The 19,338-nt window shown below is 68.8% G+C and carries 22 protein-coding genes and 4 pseudogenes; 17 read left to right on the top strand and 9 right to left on the bottom strand.

Annotation, left to right across the window (positions count from 1 at the left end):
- On the top strand, positions 1-344 hold a 344-nt coding region (locus tag ABZU74_RS32110), incomplete at its 5' end, for a DUF664 domain-containing protein (protein ID WP_355431921.1).
- On the top strand, positions 292-534 hold the full coding sequence (locus ABZU74_RS32115) for a DUF664 domain-containing protein (protein ID WP_355431924.1): 243 nt from the start codon (positions 292-294) through the stop codon (positions 532-534). The genes ABZU74_RS32110 and ABZU74_RS32115, both read left to right, overlap by 53 nt.
- A gap of 86 nt (positions 535-620) precedes the next feature.
- Here ABZU74_RS32115 and ABZU74_RS32120 read toward each other — a convergent pair whose 3' ends face one another.
- Positions 621-1,412 (bottom strand): hypothetical protein, encoded by a 792-nt coding sequence (locus ABZU74_RS32120; protein ID WP_355431927.1) that lies wholly within the window; start codon positions 1,410-1,412, stop codon positions 621-623.
- 1,453 nt (positions 1,413-2,865) lie between these two features.
- Here ABZU74_RS32120 and ABZU74_RS32125 point away from each other — a divergent pair.
- Positions 2,866-3,135: a hypothetical protein gene (locus ABZU74_RS32125; protein ID WP_355431930.1), complete on the top strand. Its 270-nt coding sequence runs from the start codon at positions 2,866-2,868 to the stop codon at positions 3,133-3,135.
- Between the two features lie 59 nt (positions 3,136-3,194).
- Here ABZU74_RS32125 and ABZU74_RS32130 read toward each other — a convergent pair whose 3' ends face one another.
- On the bottom strand, positions 3,195-4,118 hold the full coding sequence (locus tag ABZU74_RS32130) for an MFS transporter (RefSeq protein WP_355431933.1): 924 nt from the start codon (positions 4,116-4,118) through the stop codon (positions 3,195-3,197).
- Between the two features lie 23 nt (positions 4,119-4,141).
- The gene (locus tag ABZU74_RS32135; RefSeq protein WP_355431935.1) at positions 4,142-4,318 is read right to left on the bottom strand and encodes a hypothetical protein; all 177 of its coding nucleotides are present in this window, start codon (positions 4,316-4,318) and stop codon (positions 4,142-4,144) included.
- Positions 4,319-4,587: 269 nt separating this feature from the next.
- Here ABZU74_RS32135 and ABZU74_RS32140 point away from each other — a divergent pair, with 269 nt between their 5' ends.
- From ABZU74_RS32140 to ABZU74_RS32150, 3 genes are read left to right on the top strand one after another with little or no spacing between them, the layout of a single operon-like run.
- Positions 4,588-5,217, top strand: a complete 630-nt coding sequence (locus tag ABZU74_RS32140; RefSeq protein ID WP_355431938.1) for an XRE family transcriptional regulator — start codon at positions 4,588-4,590, stop codon at positions 5,215-5,217.
- The gene (locus ABZU74_RS32145) at positions 5,210-6,625 is read left to right on the top strand and encodes a pyridoxal-dependent decarboxylase (protein WP_355431941.1); all 1,416 of its coding nucleotides are present in this window, start codon (positions 5,210-5,212) and stop codon (positions 6,623-6,625) included. The genes ABZU74_RS32140 and ABZU74_RS32145 overlap by 8 nt, the downstream gene beginning before the upstream one ends.
- A complete protein-coding gene (locus ABZU74_RS32150; protein WP_355431944.1) occupies positions 6,622-7,719 on the top strand; it encodes an HAD family phosphatase in 1,098 nt (365 codons plus the stop codon). Before ABZU74_RS32145 ends, ABZU74_RS32150 begins: the two co-directional genes overlap by 4 nt.
- A 10-nt stretch (positions 7,720-7,729) precedes the next feature.
- Here ABZU74_RS32150 and ABZU74_RS32155 read toward each other — a convergent pair whose 3' ends face one another.
- Together ABZU74_RS32155 and ABZU74_RS32160 are read right to left on the bottom strand one after the other, a co-directional pair.
- Positions 7,730-8,473 (bottom strand): zf-HC2 domain-containing protein, encoded by a 744-nt coding sequence (locus ABZU74_RS32155; RefSeq protein ID WP_355431946.1) that lies wholly within the window; start codon positions 8,471-8,473, stop codon positions 7,730-7,732.
- Positions 8,470-9,006, bottom strand: coding sequence for a sigma-70 family RNA polymerase sigma factor (locus ABZU74_RS32160; protein ID WP_355431949.1), 537 nt, complete (start codon positions 9,004-9,006; stop codon positions 8,470-8,472). The genes ABZU74_RS32155 and ABZU74_RS32160 overlap by 4 nt, the downstream gene beginning before the upstream one ends.
- Before the next feature lie 314 nt (positions 9,007-9,320).
- Between ABZU74_RS32160 and ABZU74_RS32165 the strand changes: the two genes are divergently transcribed.
- From ABZU74_RS32165 to ABZU74_RS32180, 4 genes are all read left to right on the top strand, one after another.
- Entirely contained in the window at positions 9,321-9,683 is a 363-nt protein-coding gene (locus ABZU74_RS32165) for a PadR family transcriptional regulator (RefSeq protein WP_355431952.1), read from the top strand.
- Complete coding sequence (locus tag ABZU74_RS32170; RefSeq protein WP_355431955.1) at positions 9,680-10,678, top strand: hypothetical protein; 999 nt, start codon at positions 9,680-9,682, stop codon at positions 10,676-10,678. The genes ABZU74_RS32165 and ABZU74_RS32170 overlap by 4 nt, the downstream gene beginning before the upstream one ends.
- A gap of 101 nt (positions 10,679-10,779) precedes the next feature.
- On the top strand, positions 10,780-11,553 hold the full coding sequence (locus tag ABZU74_RS32175; RefSeq protein ID WP_355431958.1) for an AAA family ATPase: 774 nt from the start codon (positions 10,780-10,782) through the stop codon (positions 11,551-11,553).
- A gap of 121 nt (positions 11,554-11,674) precedes the next feature.
- Positions 11,675-12,802 (top strand): Fic family protein, encoded by a 1,128-nt coding sequence (locus ABZU74_RS32180; protein ID WP_355431961.1) that lies wholly within the window; start codon positions 11,675-11,677, stop codon positions 12,800-12,802.
- A gap of 121 nt (positions 12,803-12,923) precedes the next feature.
- Here ABZU74_RS32180 and ABZU74_RS32185 read toward each other — a convergent pair whose 3' ends face one another.
- Together ABZU74_RS32185 and ABZU74_RS32190 are read right to left on the bottom strand one after the other, a co-directional pair.
- Positions 12,924-13,103, bottom strand: a complete 180-nt coding sequence (locus tag ABZU74_RS32185) for a hypothetical protein (RefSeq protein ID WP_355431963.1) — start codon at positions 13,101-13,103, stop codon at positions 12,924-12,926.
- Between the two features lie 105 nt (positions 13,104-13,208).
- A pseudogene (locus ABZU74_RS32190) lies at positions 13,209-13,699 on the bottom strand (transposase); the annotation flags it as partial.
- A gap of 141 nt (positions 13,700-13,840) precedes the next feature.
- On the opposite strand from ABZU74_RS32190, the gene ABZU74_RS32195 reads away from it, so the two are divergent.
- Positions 13,841-14,119 carry a hypothetical protein gene (locus ABZU74_RS32195; RefSeq protein ID WP_355431966.1) on the top strand — a complete coding sequence of 93 codons (279 nt, stop codon included), beginning with the start codon at positions 13,841-13,843 and terminating at the stop codon, positions 14,117-14,119.
- Positions 14,120-14,255: 136 nt separating this feature from the next.
- Positions 14,256-14,450 carry a hypothetical protein gene (locus tag ABZU74_RS32200; protein WP_355431969.1) on the top strand — a complete coding sequence of 65 codons (195 nt, stop codon included), beginning with the start codon at positions 14,256-14,258 and terminating at the stop codon, positions 14,448-14,450.
- A gap of 22 nt (positions 14,451-14,472) precedes the next feature.
- On the opposite strand, the gene ABZU74_RS32205 is transcribed toward ABZU74_RS32200, so the two are convergent.
- Entirely contained in the window at positions 14,473-15,426 is a 954-nt protein-coding gene (locus ABZU74_RS32205; RefSeq protein WP_355431971.1) for a hypothetical protein, read from the bottom strand.
- 187 nt (positions 15,427-15,613) lie between these two features.
- Here ABZU74_RS32205 and ABZU74_RS32210 point away from each other — a divergent pair.
- The 5 genes and pseudogenes from ABZU74_RS32210 to ABZU74_RS32230 form a co-directional block, all read left to right on the top strand.
- A pseudogene (locus tag ABZU74_RS32210) lies at positions 15,614-15,994 on the top strand (transposase); the annotation flags it as partial.
- Positions 15,991-16,335: pseudogene (locus ABZU74_RS32215) on the top strand (transposase); the annotation flags it as partial. The pseudogenes ABZU74_RS32210 and ABZU74_RS32215, both read left to right, overlap by 4 nt.
- Positions 16,331-16,786: pseudogene (locus tag ABZU74_RS32220) on the top strand (replication-relaxation family protein); the annotation flags it as partial. The pseudogenes ABZU74_RS32215 and ABZU74_RS32220, both read left to right, overlap by 5 nt.
- Before the next feature lie 323 nt (positions 16,787-17,109).
- A complete protein-coding gene (locus ABZU74_RS32225; protein WP_355432009.1) occupies positions 17,110-17,430 on the top strand; it encodes a CAP domain-containing protein in 321 nt (106 codons plus the stop codon).
- 542 nt (positions 17,431-17,972) lie between these two features.
- Positions 17,973-18,977 carry a helix-turn-helix transcriptional regulator gene (locus ABZU74_RS32230; protein WP_355431973.1) on the top strand — a complete coding sequence of 335 codons (1,005 nt, stop codon included), beginning with the start codon at positions 17,973-17,975 and terminating at the stop codon, positions 18,975-18,977.
- A gap of 222 nt (positions 18,978-19,199) precedes the next feature.
- On the opposite strand, the gene ABZU74_RS32235 is transcribed toward ABZU74_RS32230, so the two are convergent.
- Positions 19,200-19,325: a hypothetical protein gene (locus tag ABZU74_RS32235; protein ID WP_355431977.1), complete on the bottom strand. Its 126-nt coding sequence runs from the start codon at positions 19,323-19,325 to the stop codon at positions 19,200-19,202.
- Positions 19,326-19,338 lie beyond the last annotated feature (13 nt).

Genomic DNA, 19,338 nt, shown 5'->3' on the forward strand with positions numbered 1-19,338 from the left:
GCTTCTTCCCCATGCTCTCCATGATGATGGACATCCTCCCGGAGACCCCAGGTCCCCTGATCTCGGATGTCCGTCAAAACGGGGCAGGCCCAGACGAGAAGAGTCTGCGTTCGACCACGGCCGCCAGTGCGATGACGCTCGGTGGTCTCGTCAAGCATGTGGCCTTGGTCGAGGCAGACTGGTTGGCTGTCAAGCTCGCCGGACAGGAGTACGGAGCCCCGTGGGACGGCGTAGATTTCGGCGCCGACCCTGACTGGGAATGGCGCACTGGGGCACTGGACTCTCCGGAAGATGTCTACACAGTGTGGCGAGACGCTGTCGAGCGGTCGCGCGCTCGCGGCTGAGGTCATTAAGGAGCGCGGGCTCGACGGACCGGCGTCCTTCACCTGGCCGGACGGCCGCACGCCTACGGTCCGCGCCATGCTCTTGGACATGGTTGAGGAGTACGCACGACACACGGGCCACGCCGACATCCTCCGTGAAGCAGTGGATGGTCGCGTTGGTGAAGGCGCGCCTGAAGACTTCACAATGTGAACGTCCTCGACTGCCGCCGAGCGAGCGTCACGTTTCGCGATGGCGGTGCGGTGCGCTCAACGTGCGCGGACATGCCGATGACAGCGCTATGAGAGAGGCTGTACGTCCAACGGCGCAGTGATCGCGAAGTTCTTGTCGATCGCTTCAACCAGAGCGGTCCCTCGCTGCTGCAGTCCGACTCGCGAGGCCCATCCGGTGAGGGCGTCGAGGAAGCCGACCAGGTCCCGCTGCGCGCCGCTCAGCAGCCCGGGTAGCGCACGGTGTGGCAGGTCGACGTGGATGCCGGCCCACCGGCCGCGATGCCGGTTCGGGCCGCCGTCCTGCCACACCCGCACGCCGTGGCTGACGACCTCGACCTCCGGACCTGGGTCATGTCCCAGCCACGGCGAGTCGCCGATCAACACTTGGGCCCAGTCGCGCCAGTCCTCCAGCCCGGCACAGCAGCCCGGCATCACCACAGTCCCGATGGTGCTGTCGCGGACCTGTAGGCCGCCGGCAGCAATGAGAAGATCCTCAGCCAGCAGCGCGTTCACGACCTCATCGGGGCCGCCGGGAGCTTGAACCTCATTCCGACCAGCGAGCGCGGCCAGGAACAGCCCGACCCCGTCATCGGCACAGCCGGCGTTGAGCACCAACCACGAACCGGGCGTCATCGCCTTCACCGGCCACGGCCGTGGCGACCCGCCGGCGACCGCGGGAACCTCGATGAGCGCTTGCATCGTGATCACCACGGTATTCAACCCGATGCTGCGGGCACGGGTCACGCTCTTATGAAACGCCCCATAATGCCTACGTGAGCGTGCGTCGAGCGGCTGGCGTTGATCTGCTACGCGATGCTGGCCGTGCTCGGCGATCAGGTGCTGTAGGGCTCGTCCCACAGTTCTTTGAACCCAGCCATGCCTGCTTCGCTCTAGGCTGGGGTGTGGCGGGTCCGGGAAGTGACTTTTCCGAAGTGTCGATCTCGGGGTTCAGGTCGGCCGCGCTGCCCTATTGGCGCACCGCATATAAATGCAGTCCAACCACCAGGGGGACCTGCACGGCCGGTCACGCGAGGTTCGGCTCCGTGAGCGGCGTGCCGTCCATATGGCCGGTTGCCTAGCCGCCCGGCACCCCGGGGCTCCGGCAAAGTCGGGCCACTAGACTCCGCGCATGCAGCATTGCCGACTTTCCTCCGCCAAACGCACAGCGATCGGGGCGTTACTGCTGGTCTTGGCCGTAGCCGGCTGCAACTCCAAGGCGGAATCGTCCTCCGATGCCACGTGGTCAAGCCCTGACACCGCCGCTACCGCGACCGCCTCCCGCGCTGCTTCCCCCCCCAAGTCCCCGTGACGCCGAACCTTCCGCATCTTCCTCCCCCAAGGCGGACGAGTCACGGGAGGCCGAAGCGGCACAGGAGCCCAAAGCGGCACAGAGGACGGAGGCGCCGAGCGGGGGCGGCACCAAGTACACGGCGTGTGCCGACGGCGACTGCAAAGTGTCCTTCTCCGGTTCGGTCAAATTCCCACTCGGCAGGTGGACGGTGTCGTCCTCCGTGGAGGATGGCGGTGTCAGGGTGCGACTGACCGACGCCAATGGCAGGGGCGGCGGTGGCGGCTTCATGGCAGGCCCCGGGTGCACTGTGGCGATACACGCCGACGGCGGCGGGCGAGTCGGATGCGACCAACCCGGAGCCGAGCCTAAACCGGGAGGGTGGGTCGTACACCTGCTGGAACTGGACGGGGACACCGCGGTCATCCGAGCGATCCTGGGCTGACTGTGAGGATCGCTGTCGCAGCCTGATTGTGCTGGGCTGTGGTCTGGTGGCCGTGCGTGTGACCCTTGGTCTGATTGGCTTCGTGCCTTTGAGCCGACTTGTCCACGCACGGTCACCGGCCCCGGCCGGGTCTGCTGCACGTAGGTGACACCTGACTTGTAGCGCTGTGTGGCGCTGCTGAAAGGATGTCTCCCATGCCCAAGTCCCCAAGTCCCGTCCCAAGGAGTTCCGCGAGGACGTCGTGCGCGTGGCCCGCCATCGCGAGCCGGGCGTGACGATCGCGCAGATCGCCAAAGACTTCGAGATCTCCGAATGATGTGATCGTTGGAGGGGCTGGCGGAGTCTTCGTGGAGGTGACGACCGGTGGGGAGGGCGAGGGTCTCAGAAGATCATCAAGGTTCTCTACGCCATGTTGATCGCCCGAAGTGAGTCATGCCCCGCTGCCATCATCGCTGATCTCGTCCCTGTCCTGCGCACCGGCTCTGACCGTTGCCGAAACCGCTGGTGGGCTGCCCGAAGCGCTCGCCTGTCTGCCTGATCCACGTGCCAGGCGAGGTGTCCGGCATCGGCTGACGGTCGTGGTCACCGCAGCCGTGTGTGCCGTGGTCGCCGGCTACCGCTCGTACGCCGCGATCGCCGAATGGGTCGCCGACGTGCCGGCGGCAACGGCGCTCGCCCTGGGCATGACTGGCGAATATATCGACGTAACTCGATACTGGGGGGCGTTTCTCTTCTCGGCGGGCGCTGCCGGGGGATTGGTGCCATACGCGGGCGGCCATCCTTCGACGCTGACTGTTCCTTTGACCTCGAGCTGCCAGGTGTGCAGGCCGCAGATGACCACCACCTGATTCTCGGCGAGGTACAGCGCTCGATCATGGCCGCAGGGTACGGGAGCGGGCCGGTCCTATCAGGCCGCTTCCGCGGCGGCCGGAGGAGCGGTCCGACTCAGAACGTTCAGCAGGGCGGCTGCGGCCAACGGCGGCAGCGCGAGCGCGGCATAGCCGCCGGCGAATCCCGCTGTGCCGAAGACGAGCCCGGCCGCAGGAGGGGCCAGGACGGCGGCGAGGTTCTGTGCCAGCGTGTGGGCGCTCACCGCACGGCCGGACCAGCTTTGCGGGGCGGCCTCGGCCACTGCCGCGTAGCCGACGCCGTGCCAGCTGACGGTCACGACGAGCGCAAGCATCAGCAGGAGGACGGCGCTGGCCGAGCCGGCCGCCGAGGCCGTCGCCAGGCCCACGAGTAACACGGCGCAGGCCAGCCCGGTCGCCTGCAGCGGTCGCAGCCGGCTGCCGGCCTGGTCGGACCAGCGGCCCATGGCGATGCGGCCGACGGCGCCGGCGAGTTGGATCACCGCCAGGAGGTGCCCGGCGGTGACGGCGGCCAAACGGTGTTCGGTCACCAGATAGTCCAGCGCGAACGCGGCAGTGGCCAACTGTGCGATGACCATCAGCGCACTGGCGCCGTGCAGTCCCCACAGTATGGGTCCCCGGTAGGGCGATGGTCCGGCTCCAGACGACTTAGCCGTGGTCGCGGGTGCGTCGGTCAGCAGCAGCGCGGCGGCCAGCGCGACACCGAGTGGTTGGGAGGTCTGGCGGATGCCCATGGCGAGTCCGCGCTGGCGGGGCGGGAACCAGCCGACGACGATGCGGCCGCTGGACGCGTACAGCGCGGATCCGGCGGCTCCGGAGGCAACCAGCAGCAGCGCGGTCGAGGGTCCCGTACTGAAGGCGGCGGCGGTGAGCAGCGCTGCGCCGCCGAGCAGGCCAAGTAGCACCACGAGCCGCTCGCCACGACGGTCGGCGAGGGCACCCCAGCCGAGCACGCCGAGCACCATTCCGGCGCTGGGGCAGGCCACTAGCACGCCCAGTTGCCAAAGGGGCAGGCCACTAGCACGCCCAGTTGCCAGAGGGGCAGGCCGGTGGCGGCCCGGACAGCGGGGATCAGGAACGGCAGTCCGTAGAGGTACACAGTGCCCGCCGTCTGCGCAACTGTGCCTACGGCCAGCATCTGCCAGCGCTTCTCGATCAACATGTCCGAATTTTAGGAACGGCGTCTCATATATAGAGAACACATTCTCGTAATGTGAGATGTGATGCTGGTTACCGGCGACCGGGCGGCTCCATCAGGCCCGAGTGACCCGGGGCCACCGACCTGTGGCAGCCCGAATGGGTCGCTCGGCTCATGGCGGAGTACTTCCTGCCGTGACAGCGCCGTTGATCCAGGCATCGAGGCCGCACGCGCGGCCGAGAACAATCGACCCCTCGCCACTATAGCGGTGTGGTGTCCGCTATAGTGGATCCATGGTTGATAGGGATGGTGCGCTGTCCGGCGGATTGTCGATGGCGGCGCTCGGTGCGAGGCTTCGCGCCCAGCGCCGCGCCCGCGGTCTGGCGCTGGAACGGCTGGCGGAACTGAGCGGGGTCAGCAGAAGCATGGTGTCGGATGTCGAGCGGGGTGCCAAGACTCCCACCGTGCTGGTGCTGGACCGGTTGGCGACCGCGCTGGGCACGTCGATAGCGCGATTGCTGGACGAGCCTGCCCGTGACGCGGTGACGGTCCTGCCCGGCGCACGGCAGCGCGTGGTCCGTGACCCGTCAGGGTGGGAACGCCGCATCCTGTCGCCGGTGCTGCCGGGCGTGGAGTTCGAGTTCATGCGCGCGACCATCGGACCTGGTGTCGACGCCGGCGAGTTCTCGCCGCACCCGCCCGGCTCACGCGAGTACGTGGCCGTCGAGTCCGGTTGGCTGAGGCTCACGATCGACGGCGGCGTGCACCTGCTGGACGCGGGTGACTCGGCGTACTTCCCGGGCGACTGCCGGCACGGCTTCGCCAACGATGCAGCCTCGGACTGCGTCTACTACCTGGTCATGGAGCTCGGTGCGGCCACAGCGGCACATCACGCCGCGAAGACGGGAGCCGTTCATGGATGAGCTGCGGCGGGCCGGCCGAGCGGCCGCGGAACTGACGGCCGACTACCTCGCGGGCCGCCGGGAGCATCCGGTGTGGCAGCCGGTGCCCGAACCGGACCGTGGCTGGTTGACCGGTCAGGAACTGCCGGCGGCGGGCCGTTCGCTCGACGAGCTGGTCGACGACGTGCGTACGCGGGTGCTGCCGTACCCGATGGGCAACGGCCATCCCCGCTTCTTCGGGTGGGTGAACTCCCCGCCGTCGCCGGCCGGGGTGCTGGTCGCGCCGCTGGCAGCCGCACTGAACCCGAGCTGTGCCGGCGGCGAGCACGCCGGGGTGCTGCTCGAGCATGCCGTCGTGCGCTGGTTGGCAGAACTGATCGGCTACCCGCACGCACCCCCCGCCGGTTTGCTCACCAGCGGCGCATCCATGGCCACCGTCATCGGCCTCGCCGCGGCCCGCCAGCACGCCGCCAGTCAGGACGGCTGGGACGTCCGGGAAGACGGGCTCGCCGGCCGCCCGCCGATGGTCATGTACGTATCCGAGGAGGCACACAGTTGCCTGCACAAGGCCGCCGAGCTACTCGGCCTGGGCACCCGCTGGCTGCGTACCGTTCCGGTCGACGACCGGTTCCGCATGGACGTCGGCGCGCTGCGAACCATGCTCGCCCGCGACGTCGAGGCCGGACTGCGCCCGTTCTGCGTGGCGGCGAGCGCGGGCACCGTCAGCACCGGCACCGTCGATCCGCTCGACGAGATCGCCGACGTCGCCGTCGAGCACGGCCTGTGGTTGCACGTCGACGGCGCGTACGGGGCGCTCGGCATCCTCGCCGACGGTGCCGCGGCCGCCTACGCGGGCATGGCGCGGGCGGATTCGCTGGCACTGGATCCGCACAAGTGGCTCGGCGTGCCGGTCGACTGCGGCTGTGTGCTGCTGCGCGACCCGGCCACGGCACGCGACGCGTTCAGCCTCGTCCCGGCATACCTGCGCGACGACAGCGCCGCAGGATTCGGCTGGTTCTCGGAGTACGGGCCCGAGCAGACCCGCCCGTTTCGGGCGTTGCGGGTCTGGGCGACGATGTCGCACCTCGGCCGTGACGGGATTGTCGGGCTCGTCGACCAGACGGTGGGGCTGGCCCGCACGCTGGCCGAGATGATCGAGGCAGCGGATGACTTCGAGCTGCTCGCCCCCGTCACCACGTCGATCGTCGCGTTCAGGTGCCGTCCGGGCGACAGCGAAGGCCGGCTGGATGAACTCAACCGCGGGATCCCGGCGGCCGTCCAGCATCGCGGGCGTGCCTTCCTGACCGGTACGCGCCTGGCCGGTATGGAGGCGCTGCGCGCCTGTTTCCTGAACCCGGCGACCACCGCCGAGGACCTAGTCGTGCTGCTCGACGAGATTCGCACGGTGGCTGCAGAGGTCGCCCGATGAACGCCGGCCACCTGATCGTCGACCTCGGGGGAGTGCTGTTCCGCTTCGACCACGCCCATCGGCTCGACCGGCTCGCCCGGGCATGCGGATTACCGCCGGGGCAAGTCGACGCTCTGCTGTGGGGGTCGGCGTTCAGCGCCGACTGCGATCAGGGCCGCTACGGCTCGGCGGCCGAGGTCCGCGCCCACATTCGCGCCACCGTGGGCTTCGGCGGCACCGACGACGAACTCGACAGCGCCTGGTGCAGCGCGTACCAGCCGGACTCGGCCGTCCTCGACGTCATCGACCGGCATCGCGCTGACCTGCCGTGCGCCGTGTTCACCAACAACGGGCCGCTGGAGGAAGAAGCGTTGACTCGCCGCTATCCGGACATGTTCGCGGGTTTCGACCAGGTGTTCTTCAGCCACCGCCTCGGGCACCGCAAACCCGACCCGGCCGCCTTCGCCGCGGTCGCCACCCGCCTCGGCGCGACCGGCCACGACATCGTCTTCGTCGACGACAGCCCGGCGAACGTGGCGGCGGCACGCACGGCCGGCTGGCGCGCCATCCCATTCCGAGGTCCCAACGACCTCGTCCAAGAACTCGCCGGACTGCCCGGCGTCAGACGGCTTGCACGCCTCTTCGCCGACTACCACCAGGTTCACGTGTTCGATGACGGCTCGACAACCGATCTTGGCGACGCCTGGACGGACGAGGCGGTGGCCAATCAGCTGGCGGTCGGCGAGGATGCCTTGGCCGTCGGCACGGTCGTCAACGTGTTTGTCGAGGTCATCGTGGAAGTGTTGGATCGCTCGCCGAAGGACGACAGCGCTGATTTTGACCACGTTGTCGAGGCGAGCGTTCATGTTCCCTCGGGCCAGCTTGTCGTCATGGGTTGCACCGACTATGAGCCCGACGCCGCCAGGGTGCCGGTGCCGGCCGGATGGCTGCGCGTACGCGTAGCCGGATCGAACCTCGACGCCGCCCAGCGGGTGGGCATCGATTCCGATAACGACGCAGCTACCACGGAGCAGGTGCGGATCCAGGTGTGGCCAGACGAACACGGTGACGTCAGGCTGCTCAAGCAATGGCGGCCGGCAGAGCCGCTTGCGTGATGTTCATGGTCTAGTGCCTCGTCATGCAGCCTTGAACGGATAATCCGGGTGGCGGATCTTTGACTTGATTGCGAATCCGGTCTTGGATCGGGCTCGCTGGTTGCCCCACCCACGCCCCCGCCACCACGGGCGCGGCGTACGCGGGCTCGATCAGTGAGCCGAGCGCCAGCGTCAGGGCGGTCAACGCAACGCAGGGCAGCAGCCACAACACCGGCGTGCCGATGTCCGTCACCGCGCCGGCGAGGACCGCGACGGGCGCAGCGACCGCGAGCACCGCCAGCGTGCGCCACAGCACGATCCGCAGACCTCCCTGCGTCCCCGCGATAACGTCGTGCAACGGGTCGGTCCGCGGCCCGTATGACAGGGCCGTACCCGCAACGGGCAGGGCCGGCGCGATCAGCAGGAGCAGCCACGGTGGGACCACTGTCGGGCTGACCGCCAACCCCGCGGTGAGTACCCCGGTAACGGCCACCGACAGCAACCAGGCCGCCCGCGCCGCGGGCCCTGCAGCCACCAACACCCGCACGCGCCGCCACCCCGTCGCGGGCCGCACCTGCCCCTGCGCCGGCAGCCGGTTGTCCAGCGCCACCGCGACTGCTTCGATCATCAGGGCCACGGATGCGTCCGGCGTGACGCCCATTCGGCAGGCCGAACAGCGGTCGAGGTGCGCCTCCACTGACCACGCGTCGACGTCAGCGAGGCGGTCCTCGGCGTATGCCGCCAACACGTCAACGTCCACGTGAAACCCGGTCACGACAGCGCCTCCCTCAACTCACGGCGCGCCCGCATCGCCCGGGTCTTCACCGTGCCCTCCGGCACCCCCAGCAATACCGCTGCCTCCCGCACGCTCAGCCCATCCAGCAGCGTGACTTGCAGCACGGCTCGCAACTCGGGCGACAGTCGATGCAGCGCGCGCTCCAACTCGGCGTCGTAGGCACCGGCCAGGACCTCGTCCTCAGCCGACGGCACACGCTCCAAAACGTCATCGCAAGGCGGCCCCACACTCTGCGGACGGACCAACGCGCGACGCCGCGCGTCGACCAGACGACCAGCGGCCACCGCCCACAGCCAGCCCACCGCAGCACCGTCCCCGCGATAGCTGGCCGCAGCCCGCCACACCGTCAGGAACGTCTCCTGCAACACCTCCCGGACCAATTCCGGATCCCTGCACCGCCGCCGCAGACGCAGCACCAACCACGGCGCGTTGCGCGCATACAGCACGTCGAACGCCCCGCAGTCACCCTCACCGACGAGGCGCAACAACTCCCCATCGTCCACATCCATCACGCAAGGTTAGGACGCATAACCTGCCAAAACGGTTCTCCACCCAGATGACCTGGGCCAGCGACAAAGCGGGACGCGCCTAGGGGTGCGGTCGCGGCTCCCCAGATCGCACACCCGACCGAGGTGCCGAAGACCTGATCGTCGGCGCGCCGCCAAGCCCACTGCTCAATAGCAGACAGTTGCCAGACGATCTGCCGAATACCAACGCGCCCTGTCGGGGAGATGCTCATCTACCTACGGCAGATCTATGGCAGACCAAGCAGGGCGATCCCGTGATTCTGCCCCGCAGATAGCTTCGCGACCGATACATTGCCGGCGTGGACACACCACTGAGGGAACCCACCTTCCTGATCCTGACCGCGCTGGCCGGCGAACCGCTGCACGGCTACGGCATCATCGGCGAGGTCGCCGCTCTCTCCCAGGGGCGGCTGTCACTGCGCCCCGGCACCCTCTATGGCGCGCTGGACCGCCTCGTCGACGCCGGCCTGGTCGAGGTCCATCAAGAAGAGATCGTGGACGGCCGGCTGCGCCGCTACTACCGCCTCTCCCCCGCCGGCGGCACCACGCTTGGCGAGGAGGCCGATCGACTGCGCCGAAACGTCGAGGCCGCCACGGCCCGACTCCGCGATCGCTCCCGCTCCCCTCGGGCTGTGCCACGAACCGTCGGAGGACTGGCATGAGGAAACTCGAACGCCGCTACCGACGACTGCTCCACGCGTACCCCCTGGGCTACCGGCGGGCCCGCGGTGCCGAAATCGTCGGGACGTACCTCGATCTGGCCGAACCCGGCCGCCGCTGGCCGTCACCGGCGGACGCCGCGGACGTGGTGGTCGGCGGTGTCCGCGAGCGGCTGCGGGCCGCCGGCGCGGCCGACCTCATCCCCGGGGTACGCCTCGCGGCCACCCTCGCGTTCACCACCGCGACCGCCCTCGCTGGCATCTGGACGGCAGCCGAGACCATCGCCGGCCGGGCATCCTGGGGCGTGCCGACCTTCGGGCCGTTCGCCACGACCGGCATCATCGTCTGGGCAGTCTGGCTGCTGGCCGCCGTCGTGCATTCCCTCGCTCCACTCCGGTGGACTCGGATGACCATCGGCGTGGCCCTGCTGCTGAGCGCCGCCGCGCTCCCGGTTGGCGCCCTGGCCGGCCTACCGCGACCGCCGCTGTTCGTCCTTGTACCCCAAGCCGCGCTCGGCCTTCTGGCACTAGCCATGGCCGCCTATGCGCAACGGTGGCAGCGGCTCATGCCGCTCGTTGTCGCCCCGCTGGCGACATTGGCCGCAGCTCACGGCATGGTCGAGAGAGGGACTCCCTACCGCTCAGGCGAGTGGGGCAACTTCCTACCCAAGGCCGGCGTCGCGCTGCTGCTAACCGCCATACTCACCGCCGCCATCCTCGCCCTGCGCCACGACACCCGAGGACTCTGGGCCCTGCTGACACTGCTCACCCCGATCGGGCTGCTCGGCCTCTACCCCCTGAGCGACATCACCGCCGACCTCATCGGCGCCAGCTACCCCAACTTCCAGGTCGCCACCGCAACCACTGGCATAGTCGTCATCCTCAGCGCGCTGACGCTGACAGTGGCGGTCGCCGCCCGACGCGGAACACGACCAGCCAGGTTAGCCACTGTTACCGCCGCGCCGACGGCGGGAACCTGTCCCACCTGCGGACGGTGATCGCAGCACCCCGCGTCAGCAGGCGTACCGTCGGACACCTTCCGGCCTGGGCAAACACGGTCGAGATGGTTGACAGGGCGGCGGCGCGAAGGGGTCACCTGATGGCAACCGGGCACGAGGCGTCGGACTCGCGTCGAGACAGCGGTGGGTTCCTGCGCTGGGTGGAGCTCACTGATGACGACACGGACCGGTCGCGCTATCCGTTCACGCTGCCCGTCGTCGCCGGCCTACGGGCAGCCGGCCGGTTGACGCTGGACCCGGCGGTCACGTTTCTGGCCGGAGACAACGGCACCGGCAAGTCGACCCTGATCGAGGCGATCGCGGTAGCGGCCGGTTTCAACCCCGAGGGCGGATCCACCAACTTCCGGTTCAGCACGAGGGCCACCGAGTCGTCTCTTGGTGAACACCTACGACTCGTCCGCAGCACCAGGAAGCCGCGCACCGGCTTCTTCCTGCGGGCCGAGTCGTTCTACAACGTGGTCACCGAGATCGACCGCCTTGGTGTCGGCGACGGCTACGGCGGCACCAGCCTGCACGAACGCTCCCACGGCGAGTCGTTCCTCGACCTGGCCACCCACCGGTTCAAGCCCCAAGGCCTCTACCTACTCGACGAACCGGAAGCCGCCCTGTCCGTCCACGGGTGCCTGGCGCTACTCACCCGCATCCACGACCTCACCCAGGCCGGCGGGCAGTTCGTCATCGCCACCCACTCCCCCATCCTGCTGGCCGCCCCGCACGCCCGGATCCTGCAAATCGAACCTGACGGCGTTATCCGTCATGTCGACTACGACGACGCACAGCCGGTACTACTGACTCGATCGTTCCTGGCCAACCCGCAGCGCTACCTGCATCACCTGTTTCAAGACGACAGCTGACAAGGGCCCCGGCTCATCGTCATATAAAGGCACCCGAACGCCCGCCCGTGCCTGACTGGCGCCTGCAAGCTTATGCCGAGATGATTGCAGGATTAAGCGGAAATGCTTGTAGGATTGGCGCATGCTGTATCAGACACCCTCGCTCGCCGACGACGACAAGCGCGTGCTTGGCGAACTGGACACGATGCGCGACAACCTGCGGTATCAGATCGCCGAGCCGCACCGCTGGACAGGACAACTCCGACGCACCCTGATCGCTCACGCCATCCAGGGCTCCAATTCGATCGAGGGCTACCAGGTGTCCCTGGACGACGCCGCCGCGGCCGTCGCCGGCGACGAACCGGTAGAGACCAACCCGCAAACCTGGGAGGTCATCACCGGCTACCGGGACGCCCTGACCTACGTGCAACAACTCGCCCGCTCACGCGAGTTCACCTGGCAACACATGCTGCTCAACGCGCTGCACTTCATGATGCTCCGGCACGACCTCGGCAAATGGCCGGGCCGCTTCCGTCCGGGAGACATCCACATCGACGAGGCGCACACCGGCCGACGCGTCTACACGGGGCCTGACGCCGACGATGTTCCGTCGCTGACCTCCGAGCTGATCGACTGGCTGGCCGACGGCGAACCGGAGACCCCGCTGCTCGTGCGGGCCTCAATGGCCCACCTGAACCTGGTCAAGATCCATCCCTGGCGGGACGGCAACGGCCGGATGTCGCGCTGCCTACACACCCTCGCACTCGCCCGCGACGGTGTCCTCGCCCCGGAGTTCTCCTCGATCGAAGAGTGGCTCGGCGTCGGCCGGAACACCTACGCCTACTACGACGCCCTCGGTGAAGTCGGCGGCCCAACCTGGCAGCCTGACAACGACACCAGCAAGTGGATCCGATTCTGCCTGAGCGCCCACCACCAACAAGCCCAACTGGTCCGACAACGCCTCGACCAGGCCGCACATCTCTGGGAACTGCTCGACACCTGGGTCCGACGCAACGGGCCGCCCGAGCGGGTCGTCAGCGCCCTACACCTCGCCGCCACCGGCGGCCGAGTGCGCCGCACTGTCTACCAGCGCGATGAGAACCTCACCGACGACCAAGCAACCCGCGACCTTCGCGCCCTCGTCCGGGCGGGCATGCTCGAACAGCACGGCGAGACCCGCGGCAGGTTCTACCTCGCCTCGCCGACGCTCCGCGAGCTCGCCGCCCCGGCGCTCCGGCCGAAGGAAATCATCGACCCGTACCGACTGTAGGGCGCAGGCCCCGGACGGTAGTCCCGGCGTCCACCTTCGGAATCGTGACAACATCCCGGACGTCTACCATCAGGACGTCCTCTGCCCATCGCAGGCACCTGAACGGAGACCGCATCCCTCCTCAGCCCTGAAGATCGCGCCGCCGATAGCCCATGGCACCGGCCACACACCGGGCAAGGCCCAGCGTGATCATGATCAGAGTGCTGGTCCAGTCAACCGCGTTGAGCGGGACCGGCGCCAGGTGGGCGAGCGGCGAGAGTTCGCGAACCCAGCCGGGTGTCCGGACGCTATCGGCGATCACCAAGAGCAAGCCCTGTTGCAGGCAACGATCCGGCAAGGCCGCCGCCCGCGGCGCCCAGCCGGCGAGAGTGGCCGCGCCGAGACTAAGAGCGACCGGCAATAGGCGTTACTTGAGTCGGCGGGTGGTGGGTCGGGTGTCCCAGCGGTAGAGCGTGCGGGCTTGTTGGATGAGTTGACGGATGGTGACGATCGTTGCGCCAGGTACAGGTAGAAGTCGATGATCTGGGCGTCGCGGTCGGTGCAGCGGCGGATCTTGCCGAAGCCGTTCATCCAGGAGTTGGTGCTTTCTACGACCCAACGTTTGCCGATTTGGACCGGGGCGGGTACGCCCTTGCGGGCGATCTCGGCGTCGAAGCCGATTTCTTCGAGTAGGTCACGGGTGCGGTTGCTGTCGTAGCCGCGGTCCAGGTGCGCGGTGACCTGCTCGGGCCAATATTGCCGCAGTTGGGTACTGCATGCTGCGAAGGTGTCGCGTAGCAGCGGGGAGTCGTGCCGGTTGGCGGGGGCGCCGGTGATCCCGAGGGGGATGCCGTAGCCGTCGACGCCGGTCTAGCGTTTCATGCCGCCTTTGCCGCGGTCGACCGGGAACCGGCCAGCCTGGCGGTGGTCGACGGCTACCTGCTGGTGCACTCCGACACCACTCGCTACCTGGAGTGACAGTGTCGCCGCCGTCAACGCGGGGATCGCGGAGGCGCTCACCGGCCGGGACGCACCGGCTGGCTCGCGTTCTGCCGGCTGATGAGTGACCGTGGCGCGTTTCGCGACAGCGAGCCGGCCAAGCCGGACGACCCGGTGGCCACCATGCTCGGCACGTACGGAGGCGAGGTGCTGGTGCACGGACACAGCACGCTCACCAAGCACTTCGGGGTGGCCCCCGGCGCGGTGCGCCAGGCCCTGCGGTACGCCGACGGCCGCGTCCTCGCCATCGATGGCGGCGTGTACGAGGGCGGCCGGATCCTGGTCACCCAACTCGACGGTCCCCGTCCGCCCACCGCGGCTCGGCCGCTGCCACGTTGACGGTGAATCGCTGATGCCCACGGCCGAGGCATGACCACTCGGCGGACCCGCCGACGGCCGGCTCGCCCCATCGAGGTCGACGAAGACGGGGCCATCCCGGAGGTCACCATCCTGCCGCAGACCGGCGCCTACCTCGATGCCCGCGAGCACCCCAGCCCACCCGTACAGCACCGCTACGCAACTACGGCTGTACGACCTCACCCGGCGGCGCGCCGTGGCGATGGCCGACGGGGTGGGGCTGATGTTCTGCCGGGGCGACGTGCTCTGGTGGTCCACCGGCGGGCGTACGGTGACCGCCTGGCAGACCCTGTACCTGCGCACCCTGACCTGAGCCGGGCGGTGCCCCCGGCCGGTCAGACGTTCAGGTGAAAGTGCACCGCGAAGTAGCCGGTGTTTGCCGTGGAGTTGGACGCCTCCACGCCGACCCACCCGTGGAACGTCCCAGTGTCGCCGATCACCTGGAGCTGCGGCTTGCGGTGCGAACCACCGGTGTAGCAGGTGCTCGACGTCAGGCAGGTGCACCAGTGCTCGTAGAAGTTCCGCCGGCCCGCTCCCGCGAGGTAGTAGCGGATCGGGGCGGAGGTCGCGCCGTTCGGGCAGGACGAACAGGTGGCGGTCGGAGGGCTGAGCCAGCTCAGGCAGTTCCCGTTGCATCGGGCGAAGGACCGGAGGTCCATCCCGCTGGGGCCGGCGGCACCGGTGCTTCCGCTGTAGCCGGCGTACCGGCCGGTGTACTGGGCCAGCGGGATGTTGCTGACCGGCGTGTACGCGTCGTTCGAGGCGGAACTGCCGAAGCCCCAGCCGACGGTGACCCCGTAGTTGGAGCTTACGAAGTCGAGCCGGGCCAGGTCGCTGGCGGGCTGGCTGACCGCCCAGGTTTCCTGGACGCCCTCGCTCCAGGTGATGGTGATGCTGTCACCGGAGTTGGTGTACGTGCCGTTCAGGGACTTCACGACGCCACCGGGCTGGAACCCTGCGGCCGTCCGCACCTCGCAGTCATGGCCGGTGCAGCCGGTCGTCCGGACGCCCGTGCCGGCGGCCCCGACGACGGTGGCCCGGTTCCAGTACCAGAAACTCTCGGTCACCGTGCCGTTGCCAGAGAAGTAGTAGGTTGCCAGCCGGACCCAGACCGGACCGGTGGCGGGCGCGCCGGCGGCGGGGATGGCCCCGAGCGCTACGCTGTAGATGCGCCGCCCACCGGGGTAGTCCACCGCCTGCGCGGGCGCCGGCAGGACGACCGCTCCCATCGTCAGGGCCAGCAGCGCGGCGGCGAGATACCGCCAGGTGACCCTCCGTCGACGACCCATACGTCACTCCCCCTTATGACCGACCGATCGACATATCGTATCTGATCGATACCGACCGGATGGTCCCGCAGCGCGGGACGCCCAGGGAAGCCGATGAGGTGACTGGCCCTCCGGCAAGGGTCTGTGGATCTAAAGGTGTTTCCGGCCTGACCTGCCGGGCGTTGTGCCTGGTGAGGAGGGTGCCGTGATGACCGCGACACTGAACGACCAGACCGGAGGCAAGGAGCGGCCCGAGCCGTCGGCCGAGGCGAAAGCCGCGGCCGAGCTGGTCCGGGCCGCGAAGGAGGAGGGCCTGTCGCTGACCGGCCCGGACGGGTTGCTGAAGCAGTTGACCATGACGGTCCTGGAGACCGCGCTGAACGAGGAGATGACCGAACACCTCGGCTACGAGAAACACGACCCGGCTGGCGCCGGGGCGGGCAACATCCGCAACGGCAGCCGGTCGAAGAAGGTGCTGACCGACGCGTCGGGGCCGGTGCCCATTGATGTGCCGCGGGACCGGGCTGGCACGTTCGAGCCCCAGATCGTCCGCAAGCGGCAGCGCCGGTTGTCGGGGGTCGACGAGGTGAGCCTGACGGCGCCACCGTCGCCGACACCCGCCTCTACGGCACGGCGTGGGCCCGAGCCTGGGACCGGTTGCACCCACGGTTGACCCACCATTCTGCCTGGACCGCTGCGGCGAAAGTGCTGCCGGTCATCGAGGGAACCGTCATCCGTTTGGAAGTCGAGCACCTGCCCAGCGGCGCGACCCGGAAGTCGGTCTGGCGGTGGTGGTCCGGCACCGACGCCACCAGCGCCGACGTCGACCGGCTCTGGCAGACGTTCCTGCGCCGCTTCGACATCGAACACACGTTCCGCCTGTTCAAACAGACCCTCGGCTGGACCTGCCCCAAGATCCGCACCCCACGCCACCGGCGCCTACGCCATCGCCGGCGTCCGGCCCGCCGGGCACGGCATCTGGTCGGTCGACGGCCACACGGTTGGGTACTTCCTCGAGCACGACAACGCCACCGAACCCCTGGCCACGGTGCTGGCGAAGCTGCGCGCCTACAGCCGCCTCGCCGAGTTCGGGCCCCGCTACCCGGTCCTGCTGCGTGTGCCCAGCGGTCGCCGTGAAGCGCACCTCCTCGACGCGCTGGCGGGCGTGACCACTGCCATGCCCGTGGCCGTGGGCGTTCATGGTGAGCATCCTGCGGGACCCGTGTGGACGCTGGCAGCGGACCGGGCGGTGCGCCGCTGCCTGCACGAGCTGCCCAGCGACCACGGTCACGCTGGCGACGTCTACACCCGCTACTGCCACATGCTCACCCACCCCGCCGTGGTCGAAGGGCAGACCGTGGTGGCTGGTCAGGTTATCGGTGTGCCCGACCGCTGTGTCCTGAGCACCGACGTGCGTTGCTTGTTGCGCACTGACGCCGATACGCCTGCTGCCAGTTCAAGTCAAGATCACTGGTTACCGGTTTCCGTCGTATCTTGGCCGACCCCCTCCCTTGCCCGAACACCGACGCCGCTTCGCTGTCGGCTTGATCGCTCGGTCAGTCGCAAGCCGCACGGCGTCGCGCCGTTGGTTCTCGACAGCAAGTTGGTCGAGTACGCCAAGTCCCGGGCCGCGCTGATCTCGACCGAGGAGGGGCTGAGCCGCGGCCACCGCGCCCTTCAGCCGGGCTACGGCGAGAACGTGTCCTGGCACGGGCCGAGCAGCGGGACCTCCCGGGGCCGGCCGGGGCCTCGACGTCCGCCTGGTACGGCGAGATCTCCCGCTACAACTTCGCCGACCCGTCCGCCAGCGGGCCCGGTGCCTCCGGCCACTTCACGCAGCTGGTCTGGAAGGCGAGCACGAAGGTCGGCTTCGGTCGAGCCTTCGGCAAGGGCAGCAAATACTGGGAGACGTACGCGGTCGCGAACTTCTCCCCGGCCTCGGAGTCGCCGGCTGGCGTTGCCGCCTGTCGCCTGCCTCCTTCCTGTTACTCGGTCCGCTGCTGTTCGGTGCTGGTGGCCGGGTAGACGCTGATTCCGGTCGCCTGGCACAGCCCTGGGCTGCTCGTCCGATCAACCTGGTTTGTGAGCAGCAATGAGTTCCCAGCCTCCGGGCAGGACCTGGATGTCGGTGAATCCGGTCTCCGCGAGGAGGTTGGTGTAGAAGCCGACCATGCCGCCTGGGGATCACGTTCGCCGGTCCGACGGCGGAGCTTCTGACGACTTCGCGGGCAAGGGCGTGGTTGAAAGTCAGGCGCAGGGTCGCGCGGAGACGTGCGATGGTGGCAGGCCAGCGGGTCGTACGCCCCTCGCACTGGCGCGAATGGGCGGGGTCGGGCGGAGACCTGGAATACCGGTGATGATCTTGGCGTCAGGATGGCGGCTCGACGTCCATCGGCTGGTACGGGCGTCCTCGGTTGCCATTACGGCTGGTACAACTTGCACCGGCTGCACAGCAGCCTGGGCCACCGCAGTCCCGCCGACCACGAGGCCGCCCTGGCGGCCTGACCACCACACCGATGGTGTCCGCCGAAGCGGAACAGGCTCAGACCACAGGAGTGTCAGAACGTATGGACGGAACTGCAGGCAGTCCGTGGGCGGTAACCGGTCTGGATCCATTGGCCGGGCGGGTGTTGGAGCACCTGGTGACCGTGTCGTCGGCGGACGTCACCGAGGTGGCGGCGGCGGTCGGGGTGTCCCCGGCGGAGGCGGAACAAGCACTGCGGCACCTTGCGGACTCCGCACTGGTGCTGCGGATCGACGGCACAGCGCCGCGATGGGCGGCCGGCCCCCCGCGGTCATCACTCAGCGCCCTGCTGGCCCGGCGGCGGGCCGAACTGGCCCGCGTCGAGGGCATCGTGGAGCGGCTTCACGAGGTGTACGAGGCGGTGTCCGGGCCACGCGCTGCGCACCTGGTGGAGATGGTGGAGCGCGAGGATGAGGTGCCGGCGCGCTACGGCCAACTGCTCAAGGGGAGTTCGGTCGAGGTACTGCATCTGGCCAAGCCACCGTATGTGACGGCCACGCAGGCGTCCGTCGGGGCGTCGGGAGTGGCGCCCGGGGTGCGGATGCGGTCGGTGTACGAGACGGAGGGCTTTACCGACGCAGTGTCGCTCAAGACGGCGCTGCGCGGGACGGGTCAGGGCGGCGAACTGCGGCTGGCGTCAGGGCTGCCGGTGAAGTTGGTGGTGTTCGACCGGGCGGCGGCTCTGCTGCCGGTGCGCGGGGACCGCCCGGCGGCGGGTTCGTTGGTGGTGCACTCGCCCACGCTGGTGGTGGCGCTGGTGGCGCTGTTCGAGAGCGTGTGGGAACGCGCCGACCCGGTGTCGCTGGCGAGCCGACACGATGGGCCGGCCCCGAAGGGCAGTCTGACAGCCGTGGGGCTAGACCAGCGAACACGGGAGATCCTGCACATGATGGCAACCGGGATGAAGGACGAGTCGATCGCCCGCGTGCTCAAGGTGAGCCGTCGTACCGTGCAGAAACATGTCAGCGATGCGGGTTCCCAGCTCGGTGCCCGGACTCGGTTCCAGATCGCGCTGCTGGCGGCCGAGCGGGGGTGGCTGAAGAAGTAGGTGAGGACAGGATGCCGCACAGGGCCTGCCGGTCCGGCACCCGCAGCCGCCCCTCCTTCGTTGTCGGCCATGTCGGCCCGAGCCTCGACAGGAGCTCGTTGAATTGGGCAGCAGCCCCACGTCAAGGCTCACGGCCACCGCCTGGTCTCCAAGCGTCACAACCTCTGGTGACCAAGCGGTGGCCGTTAGCCCTCCACCGGTTACGACCGGTGGGCTGGAGCCTCACAAGGTCAGGCTCCAGCGTTGGAGATGGCTTGGTTCCAGGTCGAAGACGCCCGGGGTGCCGTCGGTGACGCGCAGCTTCCAGGCGCCGACCGTTGAGACCGCCGAGGCGTCGTGCAGTTGCACAGGTGTGAAACCG

Origin of the sequence: Micromonospora sp. NPDC005171, from assembly GCF_040608575.1 — a bacterium.
In the GTDB taxonomy this organism is placed as follows: Bacteria; Actinomycetota; Actinomycetes; order Mycobacteriales; family Micromonosporaceae; genus Micromonospora.